This window comes from Phyllobacterium sp. YR620 (assembly GCF_900104165.1).
Taxonomy (GTDB): domain Bacteria; phylum Pseudomonadota; class Alphaproteobacteria; order Rhizobiales; family Rhizobiaceae; genus Phyllobacterium; species Phyllobacterium pellucidum.
In genome coordinates this window covers 934,589-951,769 of the sequence record NZ_FNJP01000002.1, presented here as the reverse complement: position 1 = coordinate 951,769, position 17,181 = coordinate 934,589, and the positions used below count along the sequence as shown (strand labels likewise).

General features: G+C 56.2%; 19 protein-coding genes and 1 pseudogene. 7 read left to right on the top strand and 13 right to left on the bottom strand.

The genetic code is table 11. The features are described from left to right. Window positions 1-27: 27 nt before the first annotated feature. Both BLR72_RS11590 and BLR72_RS11585 read right to left on the bottom strand, forming a co-directional pair. Complete coding sequence (locus BLR72_RS11590; protein ID WP_244506676.1) at window positions 28-1,011, bottom strand: alpha/beta hydrolase family protein; 984 nt, start codon at window positions 1,009-1,011, stop codon at window positions 28-30. Window positions 1,012-1,137: 126 nt separating this feature from the next. Next, window positions 1,138-1,824, bottom strand: coding sequence for a DJ-1/PfpI family protein (locus tag BLR72_RS11585; protein WP_091948472.1), 687 nt, complete (start codon window positions 1,822-1,824; stop codon window positions 1,138-1,140). Between the two features lie 74 nt (window positions 1,825-1,898). On the opposite strand from BLR72_RS11585, the gene BLR72_RS11580 reads away from it, so the two are divergent. The 4 genes and pseudogenes from BLR72_RS11580 to BLR72_RS22455 all read left to right on the top strand — a co-directional run bounded on the left by BLR72_RS11580 (window position 1,899) and on the right by BLR72_RS22455 (window position 4,504). After that, window positions 1,899-2,855, top strand: coding sequence for a GlxA family transcriptional regulator (locus tag BLR72_RS11580; protein ID WP_091948469.1), 957 nt, complete (start codon window positions 1,899-1,901; stop codon window positions 2,853-2,855). A gap of 84 nt (window positions 2,856-2,939) precedes the next feature. Beyond that, window positions 2,940-3,752, top strand: coding sequence for a hypothetical protein (locus BLR72_RS11575; RefSeq protein ID WP_091948466.1), 813 nt, complete (start codon window positions 2,940-2,942; stop codon window positions 3,750-3,752). 96 nt (window positions 3,753-3,848) lie between these two features. Then, a pseudogene (locus BLR72_RS11570) lies at window positions 3,849-4,316 on the top strand (transporter); the annotation flags it as partial. Between the two features lie 29 nt (window positions 4,317-4,345). Beyond that, window positions 4,346-4,504, top strand: a complete 159-nt coding sequence (locus BLR72_RS22455) for a hypothetical protein (RefSeq protein ID WP_155810780.1) — start codon at window positions 4,346-4,348, stop codon at window positions 4,502-4,504. Window positions 4,505-4,741: 237 nt separating this feature from the next. On the opposite strand, the gene BLR72_RS11565 is transcribed toward BLR72_RS22455, so the two are convergent. Further along, window positions 4,742-6,973, bottom strand: a complete 2,232-nt coding sequence (locus tag BLR72_RS11565) for a heavy metal translocating P-type ATPase (protein ID WP_091948461.1) — start codon at window positions 6,971-6,973, stop codon at window positions 4,742-4,744. 67 nt (window positions 6,974-7,040) lie between these two features. Between BLR72_RS11565 and BLR72_RS11560 the strand changes: the two genes are divergently transcribed. Then, window positions 7,041-7,466: a MerR family transcriptional regulator gene (locus BLR72_RS11560; protein WP_091948459.1), complete on the top strand. Its 426-nt coding sequence runs from the start codon at window positions 7,041-7,043 to the stop codon at window positions 7,464-7,466. A gap of 12 nt (window positions 7,467-7,478) precedes the next feature. Continuing rightward, window positions 7,479-7,850 carry a YkvA family protein gene (locus BLR72_RS11555; protein ID WP_091948456.1) on the top strand — a complete coding sequence of 124 codons (372 nt, stop codon included), beginning with the start codon at window positions 7,479-7,481 and terminating at the stop codon, window positions 7,848-7,850. A gap of 31 nt (window positions 7,851-7,881) precedes the next feature. Here the strand turns inward: BLR72_RS11555 and arsH are convergent, their stop codons facing one another. The 6 genes from arsH to BLR72_RS22450 form a co-directional block, all read right to left on the bottom strand. Further along, window positions 7,882-8,583 (bottom strand): arsenical resistance protein ArsH, encoded by a 702-nt coding sequence (gene arsH / locus BLR72_RS11550; protein ID WP_280140127.1) that lies wholly within the window; start codon window positions 8,581-8,583, stop codon window positions 7,882-7,884. Between the two features lies 1 nt (window position 8,584). Next, window positions 8,585-9,004: an arsenate reductase (glutaredoxin) gene (gene arsC / locus BLR72_RS11545; protein ID WP_091948687.1), complete on the bottom strand. Its 420-nt coding sequence runs from the start codon at window positions 9,002-9,004 to the stop codon at window positions 8,585-8,587. Next, on the bottom strand, window positions 9,004-10,065 hold the full coding sequence (gene arsB / locus BLR72_RS11540; protein ID WP_091948450.1) for an ACR3 family arsenite efflux transporter: 1,062 nt from the start codon (window positions 10,063-10,065) through the stop codon (window positions 9,004-9,006). Before arsB ends, arsC begins: the two co-directional genes overlap by 1 nt. 7 nt (window positions 10,066-10,072) lie before the next feature. Beyond that, complete coding sequence (gene arsN2, locus BLR72_RS11535) at window positions 10,073-10,522, bottom strand: arsenic resistance N-acetyltransferase ArsN2 (RefSeq protein ID WP_091948684.1); 450 nt, start codon at window positions 10,520-10,522, stop codon at window positions 10,073-10,075. Between the two features lie 13 nt (window positions 10,523-10,535). Beyond that, window positions 10,536-10,892: an ArsR/SmtB family transcription factor gene (locus BLR72_RS11530; protein WP_091948447.1), complete on the bottom strand. Its 357-nt coding sequence runs from the start codon at window positions 10,890-10,892 to the stop codon at window positions 10,536-10,538. A gap of 581 nt (window positions 10,893-11,473) precedes the next feature. Next, window positions 11,474-12,079 (bottom strand): Holotricin-3 precursor, encoded by a 606-nt coding sequence (locus BLR72_RS22450; protein ID WP_175492337.1) that lies wholly within the window; start codon window positions 12,077-12,079, stop codon window positions 11,474-11,476. 1,171 nt (window positions 12,080-13,250) lie between these two features. On the opposite strand from BLR72_RS22450, the gene BLR72_RS11515 reads away from it, so the two are divergent. Next, window positions 13,251-13,547, top strand: a complete 297-nt coding sequence (locus BLR72_RS11515) for a hypothetical protein (protein WP_091948440.1) — start codon at window positions 13,251-13,253, stop codon at window positions 13,545-13,547. A gap of 59 nt (window positions 13,548-13,606) precedes the next feature. Here the strand turns inward: BLR72_RS11515 and BLR72_RS11510 are convergent, their stop codons facing one another. The 4 genes from BLR72_RS11510 to BLR72_RS11495 all read right to left on the bottom strand — a co-directional run bounded on the left by BLR72_RS11510 (window position 13,607) and on the right by BLR72_RS11495 (window position 17,168). Continuing rightward, the gene (locus BLR72_RS11510; protein ID WP_091948437.1) at window positions 13,607-14,125 is read right to left on the bottom strand and encodes a DUF995 domain-containing protein; all 519 of its coding nucleotides are present in this window, start codon (window positions 14,123-14,125) and stop codon (window positions 13,607-13,609) included. Window positions 14,126-14,242: 117 nt separating this feature from the next. Then, window positions 14,243-15,187, bottom strand: coding sequence for a glycoside hydrolase family 26 protein (locus BLR72_RS11505; protein WP_091948434.1), 945 nt, complete (start codon window positions 15,185-15,187; stop codon window positions 14,243-14,245). A 15-nt stretch (window positions 15,188-15,202) separates the two neighbouring features. Continuing rightward, window positions 15,203-15,706 carry a DUF995 domain-containing protein gene (locus BLR72_RS11500; protein ID WP_091948431.1) on the bottom strand — a complete coding sequence of 168 codons (504 nt, stop codon included), beginning with the start codon at window positions 15,704-15,706 and terminating at the stop codon, window positions 15,203-15,205. Window positions 15,707-15,740: 34 nt separating this feature from the next. Continuing rightward, window positions 15,741-17,168, bottom strand: a complete 1,428-nt coding sequence (locus BLR72_RS11495; protein ID WP_091948428.1) for a UDP-glucose dehydrogenase family protein — start codon at window positions 17,166-17,168, stop codon at window positions 15,741-15,743. Window positions 17,169-17,181: the final 13 nt, after the last annotated feature.

Below are 17,181 nucleotides of genomic sequence, written 5' to 3'. Positions count from 1 at the left end.
TCGCTGCGAGTGCGTGCCGCCCGGCGCTTACTTGGGAGCCGCGCATGACGCCGTTGTCCTGCCTTGGGCCAACTGGATGTTCACCCATGCGGCGCTCAGCGACAGGACCTCTGACATCCGGTTTCGGCCGTCCACATCCACCATTCTGTGGTCGAAGCTCGGAAATTCCCAGTATGTAAGATTGCACCGTTCATTTTTTGCAAAGAGATCCGCCACCGATCTTGCATTGGCGACAGGCGTTGAATCGTCCTTGCCACCCTGGATAAGCAAAAGCGCGGACTTCGACAGAAGCATTGCATCCACAGGGCGGCGATCTATGGCGTCAGCCCAAAAGCGGTAGCTCGACCCAGCCCACACTTCGCTGCTTTGGGGCTTCTCCCGCGCCTTTCTGAAAGCTTCATCGACTGGCGGCCATTGGTCCTTGGGAACCGCATTCCGCGCCATTTCATCCATGATCGACTGCCGCACCATCTCACCGAATGTAACGCCGCCTCCCGTCGATAGGAGAACGGCCGCGTCGGCATCGATTTCCGGAGCAAGGCGGGCGGCGACACCGCCTCCCTCGGAACCTCCGAACAGGACGATTTTGCCGTCCCACCAGGTCTCGTCGCGGAGCGGCGCCAAAACCTGCTTATAGTCCGCGACGCGCTGCCCCATCGTGTGGTGGGCACGGAACGCCTCCGAACATCCCGGGTCGGCGGGGTCATCCCCCGGACCAACCCCATACTTGTCGACCATTAGGGCGGCGAAGCCGGGAAACGCCTCGCGTGCAACAGCCAGATTCTTGCTGGCCAATGCCGACTGGCACCCCGAGCCTTGCGCGAGGATGATGATGCCAGCCCTGGCATTCTCCGGCCTGTCGAGGTACCAGTTGATGGTGCTGCCGTCTGGCCGCTTCGTCTCGTGACGTTCCGGCGCGGCAGCGGCGGCGGATGCCAGTACACCAACAGTTAGTGCCGCCACAGCGAGGCGAAGCGATTTGAAATTAAGGCATCTGTAATAATCGTTCAATCTCTGCAATCTCCAGGACATTTACCTCGAATATACGCCCGGACGTTCCCATTCCTCAATCGCCAATTCGAAAAGTTTCGCATTTTCAATGCGTTACAATCATGCCGTGTAAATTGCCGCTATACTTCAGACCGTCGCCGTCCGCTTCTCCCACTCGGCGACAATCGCCTCGCGCGCGGCAATCGACGGAGCGATGCGCTCTCTCGCCAAGGCCAGGAGCTGCGGCGAAGCCTGCCGGGGGGTGCCTGAGGAAAATGGCGGATGCGGATCATATTCGAGCGAAAGCTGGACGCGTTCTGCCTCCTGCTGCCCCATCAGTTCTGCGACGACCGCCAACCCGAAATCTATCCCTGCGGTTACTCCGCCGGCGGTGATGAGATTTCCATCCTTGACGATGCGGGCCTCTACATGGGTCGCGCCAAAACGGGCGAGATAATCGACTGCATTCCAATGCGTTGTCGCCCGCTTCCCCTTTAGCAGTCCTGCAGCGCCGAGGACGAGTGCCCCCGTACAGACCGAGGTCACGTAACGCGCGCCAGCAGCTTGTTCGCGCACAAATTGCAGCACGTCTTCATCCAGGAGTAACGCGTTGACGCCGGCCCCGCCCGGTATGCAGATCACATCGAGCTGAGGGCAATCGGTGAGCGTATGTGTCGGCGTCAGCATGAGGCCAGTTGCCGAGCGTACCGGGGCGAGATCCTTCCAGACAAGGTGCATCTGCGCACCCGTGGCGGAGGCGAACATTTCATATGGACCGGTAAGATCGAGTTGCTGGACATTTGGAAAAACAAGAAATCCAAAGCGAAAAGACATGGGCAAACTCCTTATTGACTTCTGGCAGTTTACGACATCAGACTTTGGCAGGTTTGCCAAAGGCCCCACATTTCATGCCAAACGCGCGCAATATCGAAATATTGGCTTTTGCCGACGCTCAGGTGCTGGACATATCCGGTCCGCTCCAGGTGTTTTCGAGCGCAAACGACTTCGCCGCCGCGCGCAGCGGCCCGGCGCCCTACGCGCTGACAATCGTCGGAAAGTCGTCACAAATACGCACAAGCTCAGGGTTGGTGCTGGCGACCGAGCCCTTACCCGAACATTGCCGCCACCTCGACACATTGGTGATCCCCGGCGGCTGGGGCGTCAACGCCGCTTGCGAAGACCCCGAGCTTGTCGAATGGGTCGGACAGAGTTCCGCGCAAGCGCGCCGCACGGTCTCGGTTTGTAGCGGCGCCTTTCTCCTCGCCACGACGGGCGTCCTCAACGGTCGGCGAGCCGTGACCCATTGGCAGCGTTGCGCCGAATTTTCGCAACGCTTTCCTGATGTCAGGCTCGAACCCGATCCGATTTTCATCAGGGACGGAGCCTTCTGGACATCCGCTGGGGTAACGGCCGGGATAGACCTCGCCCTCGCGCTCGTCGAGGCCGATCTGGGACGTGAGGCAGCACTCGCCGTTGCCCGCCAACTGGTGGTGTTTTTCAAGCGCCCGGGCGGTCAGTCGCAATTCAGCGCGACACTTGTCCTGCAGGAGAGCGCCACGCGCTTCGACCGCCTACACGCCTGGATCCTCGAAAATTTGCGCTCGGACCTTTCGCTCATCCGGCTGGCGGAGCAAGCTAACATGAGTGCCCGCAGCTTTTGTCGCCACTACCTGAGCGAGACCGGACTGACGCCGGCACGCGGGGTCGAACAAATCAGGTTCGAAACGGCGCGGCGGATGCTGGAACAGGGAAACTCCGTCGGGCGTGTGGCCGCACATTGCGGCTTTGGGTCGGACGAGACAATGCGACGCTGCTTCCTGCGCTATGTCGGCATCACGCCACAAGCCTATCGCGAACGTTTTTGAACCTTATTGGCAAATCCATTGGCCTTGCCTAATGTAACCTCTGATTTGCATTTCTAGTAACGTATTGCGTTTGGGGGTTGTGATATGAAACCTGTATTTGCGCATGGCCTGATCCTCCCGCTCCTTCTGACAACAACGGTGTTGGGGGCACAGGCGCAGGAATCGACCGCCGATCTCGCCAAGAAACTCTCCAATCCGGTGGCCGCGATGATCAGCGTGCCGTTTCAGGCCAATTACGACGGCGGCTACGGACCTGAAGACGGCAGCAAGTATACGATCAACATCCAGCCGGTCATTCCTTTCACCCTCAACGAGGATTGGAACGTAATTTCGCGCACCATCCTGCCTGTTGTCTGGCAGGACGACATTGCCGGGCCTTCGGGCCATCAATTCGGCCTTGGCGACACCACGCAGAGCTTCTTCTTTTCACCAAAGAAGCCGGGTCTTGGCGGCGTTATCTGGGGCGTTGGACCAGCCTTCCTCTTGCCCACCGCGACCGATCATCTCCTCGGCGGCGAGAAATGGGGTGCGGGTCCGACGGGGGTCGTGCTCAAGCAGGAGGGCCCCTGGACCTTCGGCGCGCTCGCCAACCACATCTGGTCATTTGCCGGCGATGACGACCGCAGTGATGTTAACGCGACTTTCCTGCAACCCTTCCTGTCCTATACGACCCCCGATGCCTGGACATTCGGCGTCAACACCGAGTCGACCTACAATTGGGATGAAGACCAGTGGTCGGTGCCGATCAACCTGACGGTCGCCAAACTGGTCAAATTCGACAAGCAGCCGGTAAGCTTCACGGCCGGCGTGCGCTACTGGGCCGAGAGCCCGGAGAATGGCCCCGATGGCTGGGGGGCACGCTTTGTCGTCACTTTCCTGTTTCCAAAGGGAAAATAGACGGGCTGGCTAATACAGACCACGTCGATGACGGTTGCACTTATTGCATGCAGCAGATTTGATCTGAAAGATCTTATTTGAGCTGGAGATGTTTTGATGACGTCGTCGCGGCCAACGGATGACGGCATTATCCGGGGCGCGGGCCCGATTTTCCTTTTACCCACGGCAACGGACGACCTTCTCGGCGGTGAAAAATGGGGTGCCGGCCCAACAGTCGTCGTGCTGAAACAGTCTCAGTACTGGACGTACGGCCTGCTTGCCAACCACCTCTGGTCATTTGCCGGTGACAGGGACCGAACCGATATCAGCACGAGCTTTGTCCAGCCGTTCATCGACTATACGACCAAGGATGCATGGACATTTGAACTTGGCTCGGAGTCGAACTATGATTGGCAGAGCAGCGAGTGGTCCATCCCGATCAACTTCGATGTCTCCAAACTGGTGAAGATCGGCGACCAGCCGGTGAGCATCGGCAGCGGGGTCCGCTATTGGGCCGCCAGCCCGAAAGATGGGCCTGAAGGTTGGGGTGCACGCTTTGTGGTTACGTTCCTGTTCACAAAGTAAGTCCACATAAATTGCAGGAGACCTGAGACATGATCCGTTTGACGATGCTCCTTGCACTCACACTTATCGGCCTTTCGGGTTGCACGTCGAGCGGCAATGTAAGCCCCCTCAGATTTTGCGACAGGCCGACGGACATCAATGCCCGGGTCTTCACGAACTGCACGCCGAGAGTAGACGACAGGGTGTGACCTGCCGCATGGCTGGGGCTCCCGGTCGGGCATGCCAGAACCGGTGACACACGCAATTTCCAGATTGTTCGGGTGGCGCATTGGTGCGCCCTGCCGGTCCATCTTGGGCAAAATCGAACCCTACCACCAACAGCAAATCCATCAACAATATTAATACCTTGCAGGAAGCTCGCCCGGTAGGTCTGCGCGTTTGAACAGTACCTCGTACTATGTGAAATCAGTACCCCGCTTCTAAGTTCATTTTGACCCCCGCCAGCCCAACAACCTCATGGCATTCGCGGTTACGATGACGGTCGCACCCGTGTCGGCAAGTATTGCGGGCCACAGCCCGGTGATGCCGACAATCGTGGTGACGAGGAACACTGCCTTCAGACCGAGTGCTACTGTAATGTTCTGATGGATGTTGCCCATGACCTGCCTCGATAGATCGATCATGTTCCACACATCAATGACGCGACCGTGCAATATGGCCGCATCTGCTGTCTCCAGTGCAACGTCGGCACCCCCGCCCATTGCAATTCCAACATCGGCTGCTGCAAGCGCAGGTGCATCGTTGATGCCATCGCCAACTTTGGCAACAATAAGCCCCTCGCGTTTCATTTCGCTCACAGTGCGTTGCTTGTCTTCAGGCATGAGTTCGGCCTTTGCTTCAATGCCCAATTCGTCTGCAATTGCCTCTGCGGTCCTCCGGTTGTCACCGGTCAACATGACGGTCTTGATGTCGTTATTTCGGAGCATCTCCAGCCCTTGCGCGGCGTCCTGACGGGGCTCATCCCGCATCGCAATAAATCCCGCTACTTCATCTGCAACGATCAGGATGGATACTGTCTTGCCAGCTTCATTCAATCTTTCCACCGCATGGCGCTGATCCATGGAAAGTTGAACCATGTCCGTTGCCGCACGGGCAGAGCCCAAGAAGACCCTCTGACCACCGACGTTGCCTTCGACGCCTTTTCCGGAGAGTGCTGTCGCAGCTGTTGCAGGTGGAATGGGTACATTCTCTGCGGTCGCTTTGGCGAGGATGGCGTTGGCGAGCGGGTGGCTTGACCCTGTTTCGAGGGCGGCCGCGAGGGACAATATTTGCCGTTCAGCATGTCCGAACGAGATGATGTCCGTGACGACCGGCTTGCCCTCGCTCAGCGTTCCAGTCTTGTCGAATGCAACCGCAGTGATCTTCCCGATTGTCTCAAGGACGGCCCCTCCCTTCAGCAGAAGACCGCGTCGTGCCCCTGCCGACAGCCCTGCCGCGATTGCAGCTGGTGTGGAGATGACTAGGGCACATGGACAGCCGATCAGCAGGATTGCGAGGCCCTTGTAGACCCAATCAACCCAAGAGCCTCCCATCACCATGGGAGGGACAACAGCGACGAGGGTCGCAACGACCATAACGCTTGGCGTGTAGTAGCGCGAGAACCGATCAATGAAACGTTCCGTAGGTGCCTTACTCTCTTGGGCTTCCTCCACCAAACGCACCACGCGAGCTATCGTGTTGTCAGCTGAGGTTGCTGTGACACGAATACGCAGCAAACCATCCGTATTGATGGTACCTGCGAAGACACTATCGCCAGCGGTCTTGCGCTTTGGCGTGCTTTCGCCGGTTACGGGTGCTTCATCAATCTCGCTGGTGCCTTCAGTGATGTCACCATCGGCGGGTATCCGGTCGCCTGGACGAGCAAGCACCACATCACCGATAGCCAACTTGTCAGCAGCAATGGAAACGGTCTGTCCCTCGCGTTCAACCAGAGCTGTCTTCGGTACAAGGTTGGCCAACCCCTGAATGCTCGCCCGAGCCCTACCAGCCGCTACGCCCTCCAGAAGTTCCCCAACGAGGAACAGGAACACAACTGCGGCCCCTTCTTCCCCGGCTCCAATGATCACAGCTCCAACGGCGGCAACCGTCATCAGCATCTCAATGGAGAATGGAGTACCTGCAAGCGCCGCCATCAGTGCCCTACGAGCAATTGGCAGGAGACCCACGAGCATTGCGACGGCAAATGCCCACTGCGAAATGTCAGGAAACAATTTGCCGAGCCCATAGGCGGCCACCAGCGCGAGTCCGCTTGCGATGGTCAGATAGGCCTTCTTGCTTCGCCACCAAGGCCCTGACGAAGGTCCATGGTCATGCCCATGCAGCCCCGATAAGCCATCTGCTTGCTCTTTTGCGTGATCATGCTTGGAGTGATCGTGGTCCGCGTGGTCATGAGAACTGTCGTCCAGCGATGCCTTCTCTCTACGAACATCGCTGCTGCCGATTGGGGCAATCTTGTAGCCCAGCCTTGCAATGCTCTTTTGAAGCTCCTGCAGGTCCGCCTTTGCTCCATGCATCACTGTCATAGTCCCAGCACTGACCGACACCGAGACATCTTCAATGTCAGAGAGCCTACGCGCAGCCGTGTCGATCTTTGACGCGCAACCAGCGCAATCCATTCCCTCTACGCGAAACCTCGTCTGCGTTGATGCCGTATCCATCTGTCAGCTCCATTGACTTCTCCACTGACCAACCTACATCCTCTAGCGACTAGAGGAGCAAGAGCAAATGTCGGACCAAATTTCCATAGGCGAGGCTGCGAGACGCAGTGGAGTGAAGGTGCCAACGATACGCTACTACGAGCAGATTGGCTTGTTACCGGCGCCTGAACGCACCGAGGGCAACCGAAGGAACTATAGGAAGGACGAGGTACAGCGACTGGCTTTCATTCGCCATTCACGCGAGCTTGGCTTCGAGATCGATGCCATCAAGACATTGCTGGTTCTGCAGGACAACCCTAACCAGTCATGCGCCACGGCCGATCACATCGCCAAGGATCGCCTTCGTGACGTCGAACAACGAATACGCAGTCTCAATGCCCTCAAGCTTGAACTGGAAACGATGGTCGAGGAATGCAGCCATGGACGCGTCAAGGAATGCCGCGTGATCGAGACGCTGGCCCACCATGACCAATGCATTCATGGCCATCACTGAACAGGGCGCTTCATGCTTGGCGACATAAAGCTATGGGCAAGAAGGATCAAGCGGGACATTGTGGCTCTTTGGATCGCAGCACGAGACCCTCGCACACCTCTGCTCGCAAAGTTCGTAGCGGGAGCCGTGGCCGCGTACGCTCTTTCTCCTATCGATCTGATCCCGGACTTCATTCCTGTACTCGGATACCTCGATGATCTTCTGATAGTACCGGCGGGCATCCTGGTCGCGGTCGCGCTCATTCCGCTAGCACTGATGGAAGAGTTTCGCGATGAGGCTATTGCTCGAGAGGGACGCCGCTCTAGTCGTGCAGGACTAGTGGCAATCCTATCCATTTGGATCGGAGCAATATTGCTATTCGGTTGGCTTGTCCTTTTGCCGTAAACTTCGATCGGTGATCGAGCTTGAGGTGTTCTCAGACCGCCGAGGTAAGATTTACGCGCTTCTCCAACTCCGCTGCGGTCTCTTTACGCTCACTGTAGCGGTCCGTCAGGTAGCCTGTAACATCTCGGGTGAGCAGTGTGAACTTTAACAGCTCTTCCATGACGTCAACAACTCTGTCGTAGTAGGCAGAAGGCCTCATGCGCCCGTCGGGGTCAAACTCATTGTAGGCCTTCGCCACGGAAGACTGGTTCGGTATCGTGATCATCCGCATCCAGCGGCCAAGCACCCGCATCTGGTTGACCGCGTTGAAGGACTGTGACCCTCCTGAGACTTGCATGACGGCCAAGGTCCTCCCCTGTGTCGGACGAATGGACCCTGTTGCCAATGGTATCCAATCGATCTGCGACTTCATCACGCCGGTCATTGCACCATGGCGCTCTGGACTGGTCCACACCTGACCCTCAGACCAGATCGACAACTCGCGAAGTTCCTGCACCTTGGGGTGATCTGGAGTTGTGTCATCAGGGAGCGGTAGGCCTGCTGGATCGTAGATGCGCGTCTCAGCACCAAAGTATTGGAGCAGCCGGGCAGCTTCTTGGGTCAACATCCGACTGTACGATACCTTCCTCAGCGATCCACACAGCAAGAGGATACGTGGTGGATGGGAGGAGGAAGGAGTAACCAATCGTGACGCATCAGGCATGTGAAGCGCCTCCGGATCGACGTGGAGCAGATCAGACAATTCGAACTCCTCCCGCGTCGATGACGACTTCTCCACCCTCCTTGGCAAATGGTGCGAAGTGGGGAGGTAGAAGGTCGAGGACCACCTCAGACGGGCGACAGAGGCGTACACCCTTGTCTGTCACGACGAATGGGCGGTTCAGCAAAATCGGATGGGCCCCGATCGCGTCAAGCAGTTGCTCATCAGTGAGAGACGGGTCAGCAAGTCCGAGCTCTGCATATGGCGTCCCCTTCTCGCGCAGAGCTTCGCGTACGGTCAGTCCTGCCTTGCGGATCAGCTCCATCACGACAGCGCGAGTAGGTGGTGACGTGAGGTATTCGATGACCATTGGTTCGATACCGGCATTGCGGATCATTGCCAATGTGTTGCGAGAAGTCCCACAGGCTGGGTTGTGGTAGATAGTGACACTCATCATGCGATCCTCTGTCGTTGCTCCAGCTTCTGTACAGCCTCCCCGTCCTCGTACCATTTCTTGGTTCTATTCACGAACCACACCACCGACAGCATGACTGGCACTTCGACCAAGACGCCAACAACGGTTGCCAGCGCTGCACCTGAGTTGAAGCCAAAGAGGCTGATAGCGGCGGCGACTGCCAATTCGAAGAAGTTGCTGGCACCAATGAGGGCGGAGGGTCCCGCTACACAATGCTGCTCGCCGCTGACACGGTTGAGGAAATAGGCAAGTCCTGAGGTGAAGTAGACCTGTATCAGGATGGGGACGGCGAGGAGCAAAATCACCAATGGCTGTGCAATCATCTGCTCGCCTTGGAAGCCGAACAGCAGCACCAGCGTGACCAGAAGAGAAACCAGCGACAAGGGTTGGAGGGTGCTCAGGAGCCGTTCAAGTCGCTGAGGCGATCCTGACGACAACATTCGCCGCCGGATCGCCTGTGCGGCGATGACCGGCACGACAATGTAAAGAACGACGGACAGTATCAGGGTGTCCCAAGGCACCGTAATGGCAGAGAGACCGAGCAAGAACCCAACGATAGGCGCGAACGCTACGACCATGATCACGTCATTCAGTGCCACCTGCGAGAGGGTGAAGTGTGGCTCGCCTCTTGTCAGACCAGACCACACGAACACCATGGCTGTGCAGGGGGCCGCCGCAAGGATGATCAACCCCGCAATGTACGAGCTGATCTGAGCTTCCGGAAGATAAGGTCTGAACAACCAGCCAATGAAGATCGATCCCAGCAGCGCCATCGAAAACGGCTTCACGGCCCAGTTGATGAGGAGGGTGATCCCTATGCCCCGCCAGTAGGTGCCGACTTCTCTGAGAGCTCGAAAGTCGATCCGGAGTAGCATTGGAATGATCATCAACCAGATCAGTACGGCCATTGGAATGTTGACGTTGGCGGTCTCAATGTTACCGAGAGCCCTAAATACCTCTGGTACAGCGTGACCGAGCCACACTCCAACCACCATGCAAAGGGCAACCCATATCGTGAGATAGCGTTCGAAGACTGACATGAGGGCCTCAGACGCCAGTGGGGCGCGTCATCAGGGACGCTGAGGATGGACAGAGATCCGCTGCCTGAGTGCTTTGGCTTATTGAGCTCGGGGCGTCAGCACGTTCAATCCTCTGAAACCCGAGCCTCCCGAAGAATGGCTCGCAATCGGTTGTAAGGAGGTAGGCTGCCATCGCGCCTTGCCCACTCGCGTAGCGTAGGAGTGATTTCGTGATCTTGCCTCCGTTGCCGTGATGCTGGTGCTCTGGGAGGACGACTATGGACCGAAGTAGCGCCACGCCGTCTTCGGTCAACTCAGTTCCACCGTAGCCAACCGTAGTGCGATCAGTGTCCCAGAAGCGGAAGAAGTGTCCACTCGATTGATCAAGGTCCTCGGCTGGAAGGTGCAACGATCTCAAAGCCGATCTGAAGTCCACGTCGCTCGAAGCGATGGGCTCTGCTTGAAGTCCCTCAAGCATTTCCAGAGCAATCTCATGCATTGATTTGCTCCGAAGGTGGGCAACAAGGAACGATATCGGACAGGAGTGGGGCGCAGATCGAAGGATGCCCAGCACAGCAATCCTTGAGGAGGAAGTTGATCGCTCCTCGCAAGCTCTCGAAGTCGGCACGATAGATGATCGAACGACTTTGCCGCTGTGATGAAATCAACCCCGCCCTCGACAAGACCGCAAGATGCGATGACATCGTGTTCTGGGGCACACTGAGCAGCCGCGATATTTCTCCAGCCGCGATGCCCTCTGGTTCACGGGTGACGATCAGCTTGAAGGCGTCAAGCCGGGTGGGTTGCGCTAGAGCAGCAAAGGCTTCGATTGTAGCATATTGATCCATGCATCTGGATTTATCGATATGTAGTGGTTATGTCAACAGCCATCGTCGGCCAATCTGCGATAGGCGCACGTTCTTGAATACCTTGGCGTTGAACACTTTGTTGATCCCCTTCCTACCGTTCTCGAAACTCACGTGCCATAAGATGCTTCGGGCCGGTCTCATCGGGCAATTGCTCGAGCACAAAGCTCGCGGGCTGACGTCACGCAGACAAGCTGGCCGGGCTGTCGTCCGAACACCTGCACTCGCTGAAATGTCCTGGAATCCTCGTAAACCATGGCTGGAAATATAGGGGCCAAATTGTGGGTTGCGATTCAATAAAATTATTTATGAAGCGTTATGGGGCCGATCCGCCATTGTTCCGAACGGGTCTCGCGGTGATTGTTCGCTTCAACCAAACCGCTAATAGACGCTCAAAAAGAGGAGGAGGGAAACGCCGAAGGGCTGCCGTTTCGTTCTCCTCCGAGGAAGGCCGACCGCCGGCTTTTGGGGGTAGCGGTCAGTATAATCGATATATTAGGTTCGGCGTGATCTCGGGGTGACTCGGAACCTTCGTATTCCCCCCAATACACAGACCAGGGGTGCTAGCGCCTTGCATCCAGCAGTGCGTTGACCTCATCAACCTGATCGTCTGTCAGCGTACGACCGAAATTTGCTTCCAACGATGTCACGGCATTATCGAGAGCTTGGTCGCGCAGTATCGGATCGGTCAGCGCCAGCGCTGCCTCGCGATCGCGCTCATAGATTGCTATTTTACCAACCGACGAGTTTGGGGCCGCGCGCTCCCGGGCGCGGGCAGAGGCATGCGCCGCATTCAACGGGCCCAATGTATTGTCATCAAGGTTGTCATCGGTGACATCGTCTACTTTGGCCCAAGTTTTCTGAACTTTTGATTTGTCGATGGCGGTCCTTTGCACTTTCGACCTATCGTAATCGGTTTTCCTATTATTATGGGCACTCGCTGCGCTGCCGTGGCTGGAAGAGGATTTTCCGCTAGCGCCGGTGTTTCCCTTGCCATTGCCCTGGCCGCCGCCATTTCCATTACCGCCCCCATGTCCATTGCCACCGTTACCGTTGCCACCCTTTTCGGCAAAGGCCGGGCCAGAGAAATTAATTTGGTTTATCGTCGTGCCGGCAACCATTAAACCGAGAGACGCGGTCGCAATGAGAATGAATCTGAGCCGCTTCATGTCTACCTCCCATATAACTATTAAGTCGAAAACTGGACCGTCAGTTGTACCAAATATGGCCTAATCGGCAGTCGGGGACCAAACGATTGGCGGGGCTAATCGGACCGCCTACCCCGAGTCTCTGCTGACAATCGAACGTCAGTAGATTTTAAACGGTGTACAGTGAGGACTGTTCCACAAGGGCTTGGCCTCATTACGTCTCGGAAGAATATCTTTGGCCAAGCCCCGCCGGGTGGGGGATACCAACACCGATATTATACTCCTAATTCTGGAGGATGGGTTAAGTTTTGTGCGGGGACGCTCCCCCCTTCCCTCGGGCTGCATCTATTTGAAACTGTTAGGAAGGGTCTTCGCTATTAAGGCCATGATAAGCGAATCTCCGACATCATCGACGATCATGTTTGCTTCGGTTGCGGCTTCGATAAACGCGCCTCGAGCCTCCTCGGCTGGAATCGATCCTTCGAGGGCCGCTGAACACGCCATTTTGGCGCGCTGACATACTGGCCCACATCGTGCCTTGTACCAGCTGTGCTTTAGAAACTCATAAGCTTCATCAACTGTAGTAATGGTCTTCGGCCGTCTGCCTCGGCGCTGCAATGTCACTGGTCTGAAGTGATTTTGTTTCATGGTTGGAAACGGGGAAACTAAATGAAATGTTCCTTCGGGATCCAAGGCGCTAACACATATCACTGATAACGAACATCATTAGCTGCGATGAGCTTCGACGATTTTGTGGAGGACGATTTCGCCAAGGGGGTAGGATCGTGCATTCGCTTGGTGTTCCGGGCCTCTATCTTCCTATCCAATGTTTCTGCGTCTTCGGTCTTGTCTCCGCTGGTGGACATTTGACACCTTGAATATTCGACGGTGCGGTCCTCAAAGGAGAAAAATTGAAAATTCTTATCTCGAATTGACAATGGGTCATCGTAGAATTGAAGCAACCGATTGTTGGGGGTTAATAGTGTCCTGAATATCTGTGGCTTTGATGGTATGATGGGTACATCGGTTTTGCGCTGGCCTCGCTAGGTCGGTCGATTTCGCGAGTTTTCCTGATACGTCAAGGAGCCGCAGAGAAGCAACAATTTGCATAAAATTCTCTGAATTGTTCGACCCGAACTTTAAATTCTGATCACTAAAACGCTTTGCAAGACAACCATATTGGAGTTGCAACATGACGTTTTCTATCGCGCATCAAAGGCTGAAAAGCATAACGACAGCAGCAATCGGACTCGCTGTTTCCGTCCTTGTTTGCACAGACGCACAAGCCGGAGAGAACCGCAACCAAACAGAGGGGATACGATCCGTCTACCTCGTCAAATATCGCGTCAACAATGAAATTCGTTATGCCAAGAAGCCGGCTCGCCAGATCGTGAAGGTGTCGGCCTCGCAATATATGAGAAGCAATCCTTATGTCTGCACGCCAAGCGGCTTTGGGCAAAAGGCGCGTTGCTATACGCAGAGCTTTTAAGCGGCCGAGCCTCTACAGAGCGTAAAAAAAAGAGCTGCCGGTCCGGCAGCTCTTCATCTTTATCGACGCATGCCCTTGAGACGAAATACTTCTTTGCTCACACGATCGCCCTTAACCAGTTTAAGCGCTTCATCACCTTTCTGAACGGGATCGTGCCGGAAGACATACCAGCTTCCGCCCAAACTCGGCTTTTGATAAATAACGCCATCCTTTTCGCGATGCAGGAAACATGTTACCGCGCCACCCCTTTCCATCTTGCTGGACCAGAGAGCTTGGAGACAAAGTTTTCCGCCATCAGTTACATACCAACGGCCCTCACCGTAGGACCAAGCTGCTCCCTTGCGGGACCAAGCGGTAAATTGTCTTTGGTCGGCGGAAAAGAACCCGCCCCCGTCCTTCCACTTCCAGGTACGGTCAACGTAAAGCTTCTGTAGCGCTGTAGCCTTCATCGGCGTCGCGGACGCGGCAAGCTTAGCTGTCGCTTCATCTACTTGTGTCTTCGGTGCCGCGCTGGCGTTGCCAGCGAGTAAAAGCGCCGACAGCGCCGTGCTCATAATATTTAAACGGATCGGGTACATTCATTACTCCTGACCACATGCAATTCCAGAGGACACAGCGTCCTGTGTATGGGATCGCGTGAAAAACAAAAGCGGTTCGCTACGTGGTGGAAACAAACCGCCCTGAACAATCGAAGATTAATCCAGCGGATGGTTGGCGACGCGCCAATCGGGTCTACCCACGTTCCTCGGCCAGTCATAGACTTCACGGTCGTTGAAGTAGACAACCGCGGTCATTGCAGGGAACTCGGCATGCTGCTTGTTTGCTTCTGCAGCCCAGTCCCGAACATAGTCGTCGCTGCCTTCATAGCCAAGCTCCGCAATAGCAATTGGCTTTCCGAAGCGTGCCACACGATCGTAACCGGGTTTTGTCCGCTCGACAAACGTCGTGTCGTGTCCGACCTCCAGTTTGTCATAGGGCTGATAGCCAAAGACCGACAGACCGATAATGTCCACATATTCGTCGCCCGGATAATAGGCTTCCAGCCCTTCCTCGCCTTTCGGCGACCACATATATTTGGCTGAAGGAAGTTGCTTGCGGCATACGTCGTTTACATGTCTATAAGCCTTCACGTAACCTTCTGGCTTCCAAAAGGCCCACGTGAACTGCCCGTCATTATCTTCCATTTCTTGTGCCCAGCGGATGGTGACCGGGCTTTTCAGCTTAGCTGCGGCGGAGCAAACCGCCGACATGTTGGAATCATACCGCCCAGCCAGAATTCCTGTGAGCAGGTCATCCGGGCTGATGCGCCAGTCACGCGCCCATGACCAAGGTTCGATGGTGATCAAAAGAGATCGGCCTCGCTCGCGCGCGTAGGCGTCTGCGGTGCTGAGAGTGGTCAGGTCCACGTCCTCCCAAGGTAGGAACAGGTGTTCGATCTTGGAGTTGGAGTCGTTGGTGAAGTCTCCGTGCGGATCATAGGCACCCGGCGTCACGGCGTCAGCAGCAACGACTGGCCGCTTGTCATGAAAGCGATTGCGACTGTCGACGCTCGCGCCTGACACTCCACTGGCGGCATATACACCACCGGAAACACATGCGCCGCAAAGTAAAGCTGCGGTTAGTCTCAAGAGACGTTTCATCGCCCCCTCCTTTTCTTATTGTTGAGGCAACTGGGTCATACCCAGCGCCGTTTTGATGCTATCGCGCTGTTGAGATACGAGATCGGAAGGAACTAGCTTGTGGGCTTCATCGTCTTCGCGGGCATTGGCGTGGCGGAATACGTACCATTCACCATCGGGCTCACGCTTTTGATAGATCGTTCCACCGCCGAGACGATGCGAGAAACAGGTCTTGGCCGGAAAAGCTCCCTGCTCAGAATGCCATGTCGCATCGAGACACAATGCTCCCGTGTCAGAGATCACCCAGCGTCCTTCTGCCCAGGTTTTGCCCTTCTCACCCTCGGACCATGCACTGAACTGCCGCCCGGCATCCGTCATGTATCCGGCTCCGTTGACCCACTGCCAGCTCTTATTCTTATAGAGTGCGTAGACTTCGAAAGCCGTCATGGCGCGAGTACCCGACGGCTGTTCGACAGATTGCGCCGCCGCAACAGCCGGTGCGATAAACGAGGATGCGACCCAAGCGAAGGTCGTTATCATGCGGAAGCCCCGCTGGCATCGGACCCTTGCAGATTTACAAATTGTCATTTGAATCTCCTGCCATCTCAAAAGAAGCGCCCTTTGCATTTCGTCCTCCACGGACTTGCTTCGACCCTCGCAGTACGGCCGAGTTAGTCACCTCGTACCGAGCCGTTGTCGGTCGGCCAATCGCAGATACACGAAAGCCAATTTCCTCCGCTGCGCCCTGTTCGAAAGCATTTCGTAGATCGATCAATAGCGCTTGACGCATGGAATTCTTCAGGCGCGCGAGATCGAGTTTGCGAATGCTGTCCCACTCCGTGATGACGACAACAGCGTCGGCGTTGTGCGCACATTCATACGGGTCTTCAAAAAATTCGACGTCCGAGAGGATACGGCCGGCATTCTCCATACCCACGGGATCATGGGCGCGGATAGTCGCGCCGAAGCGCTGCAAGGTCTCAATCAGTGGTACGGAAGGCGCATCTCGCATGTCGTCTGTATCGGGCTTGAAAGTGAGGCCTAGAATGGCGATCGTCCGGCCTTCCACATCATTCTCCAAAGCGTCCATGACTTTCAAAGCCATGCGGCGTTTGCGCGCTTCGTTGGCCGTTACGGTTTCTTCTACGATCCGCACCGCCACACCGTGGTCCTGAGCAGTACGCAAAAGCGCCATCGTATCTTTCGGGAAGCAGGAGCCGCCATAACCTGGTCCGGCATTGAGGAAACTTGTCCCGATGCGCTTGTCCAGACCCATTCCCAACGCCAGATCACTGACGTTGCTGCCGACCTGCTCGCAAAGATCCGCAAGTTCGTTGATGAAGGTGATCTTGGTCGCCAGAAACGCGTTGGCAGCATATTTTATTAGTTCCGACGTCCGGCGCTGGGTCATTACGATGGGTGTCTTGTGCGCATCAAGAGACGTACCGTAGAGTTTCATCAGAATCTCTCTCGCGCGTTCATCCTCGACGCCTATCACAACGCGATCGGGCTCCAGGAAATCGCGGATAGCGACGCCTTCGCGCAAAAATTCAGGATTGGAGGCAACAGAGAATGTACCGGTTTTGCGCACCGATCCAATAATCTTCTGCACGATGTCGCCCGTACCCACTGGAACGGTGGATTTCACAACCACCACGGTATCGTCGTCAATGAGTGGCGCCAATTCGCGCGCAGCCATGTAAACGAACGACAAATCAGCATCCCCGTGTCCGGCACGCGGCGGCGTGCCCACTGCGATGAAAACGACGGACGCCTCGTTCAACGCCTCGGCCAGATTGCACGTGAAGCGCAAGCGGCCTGCCGCTGAATGGCGTTCCACTAGTTCATCCAACCCCGGCTCGTAAATCGGCACGACGCCGTGGGCAAGGCCATCGATTTTCTGAGCATTCTTGTCGACGCATACAACCTCGTGTCCCCAGGCGGCGAAACACGCCCCGCTGACCAATCCCACGTAGCCCGTACCTATGACTGCGATCTTCATCTGTTTAATTGCC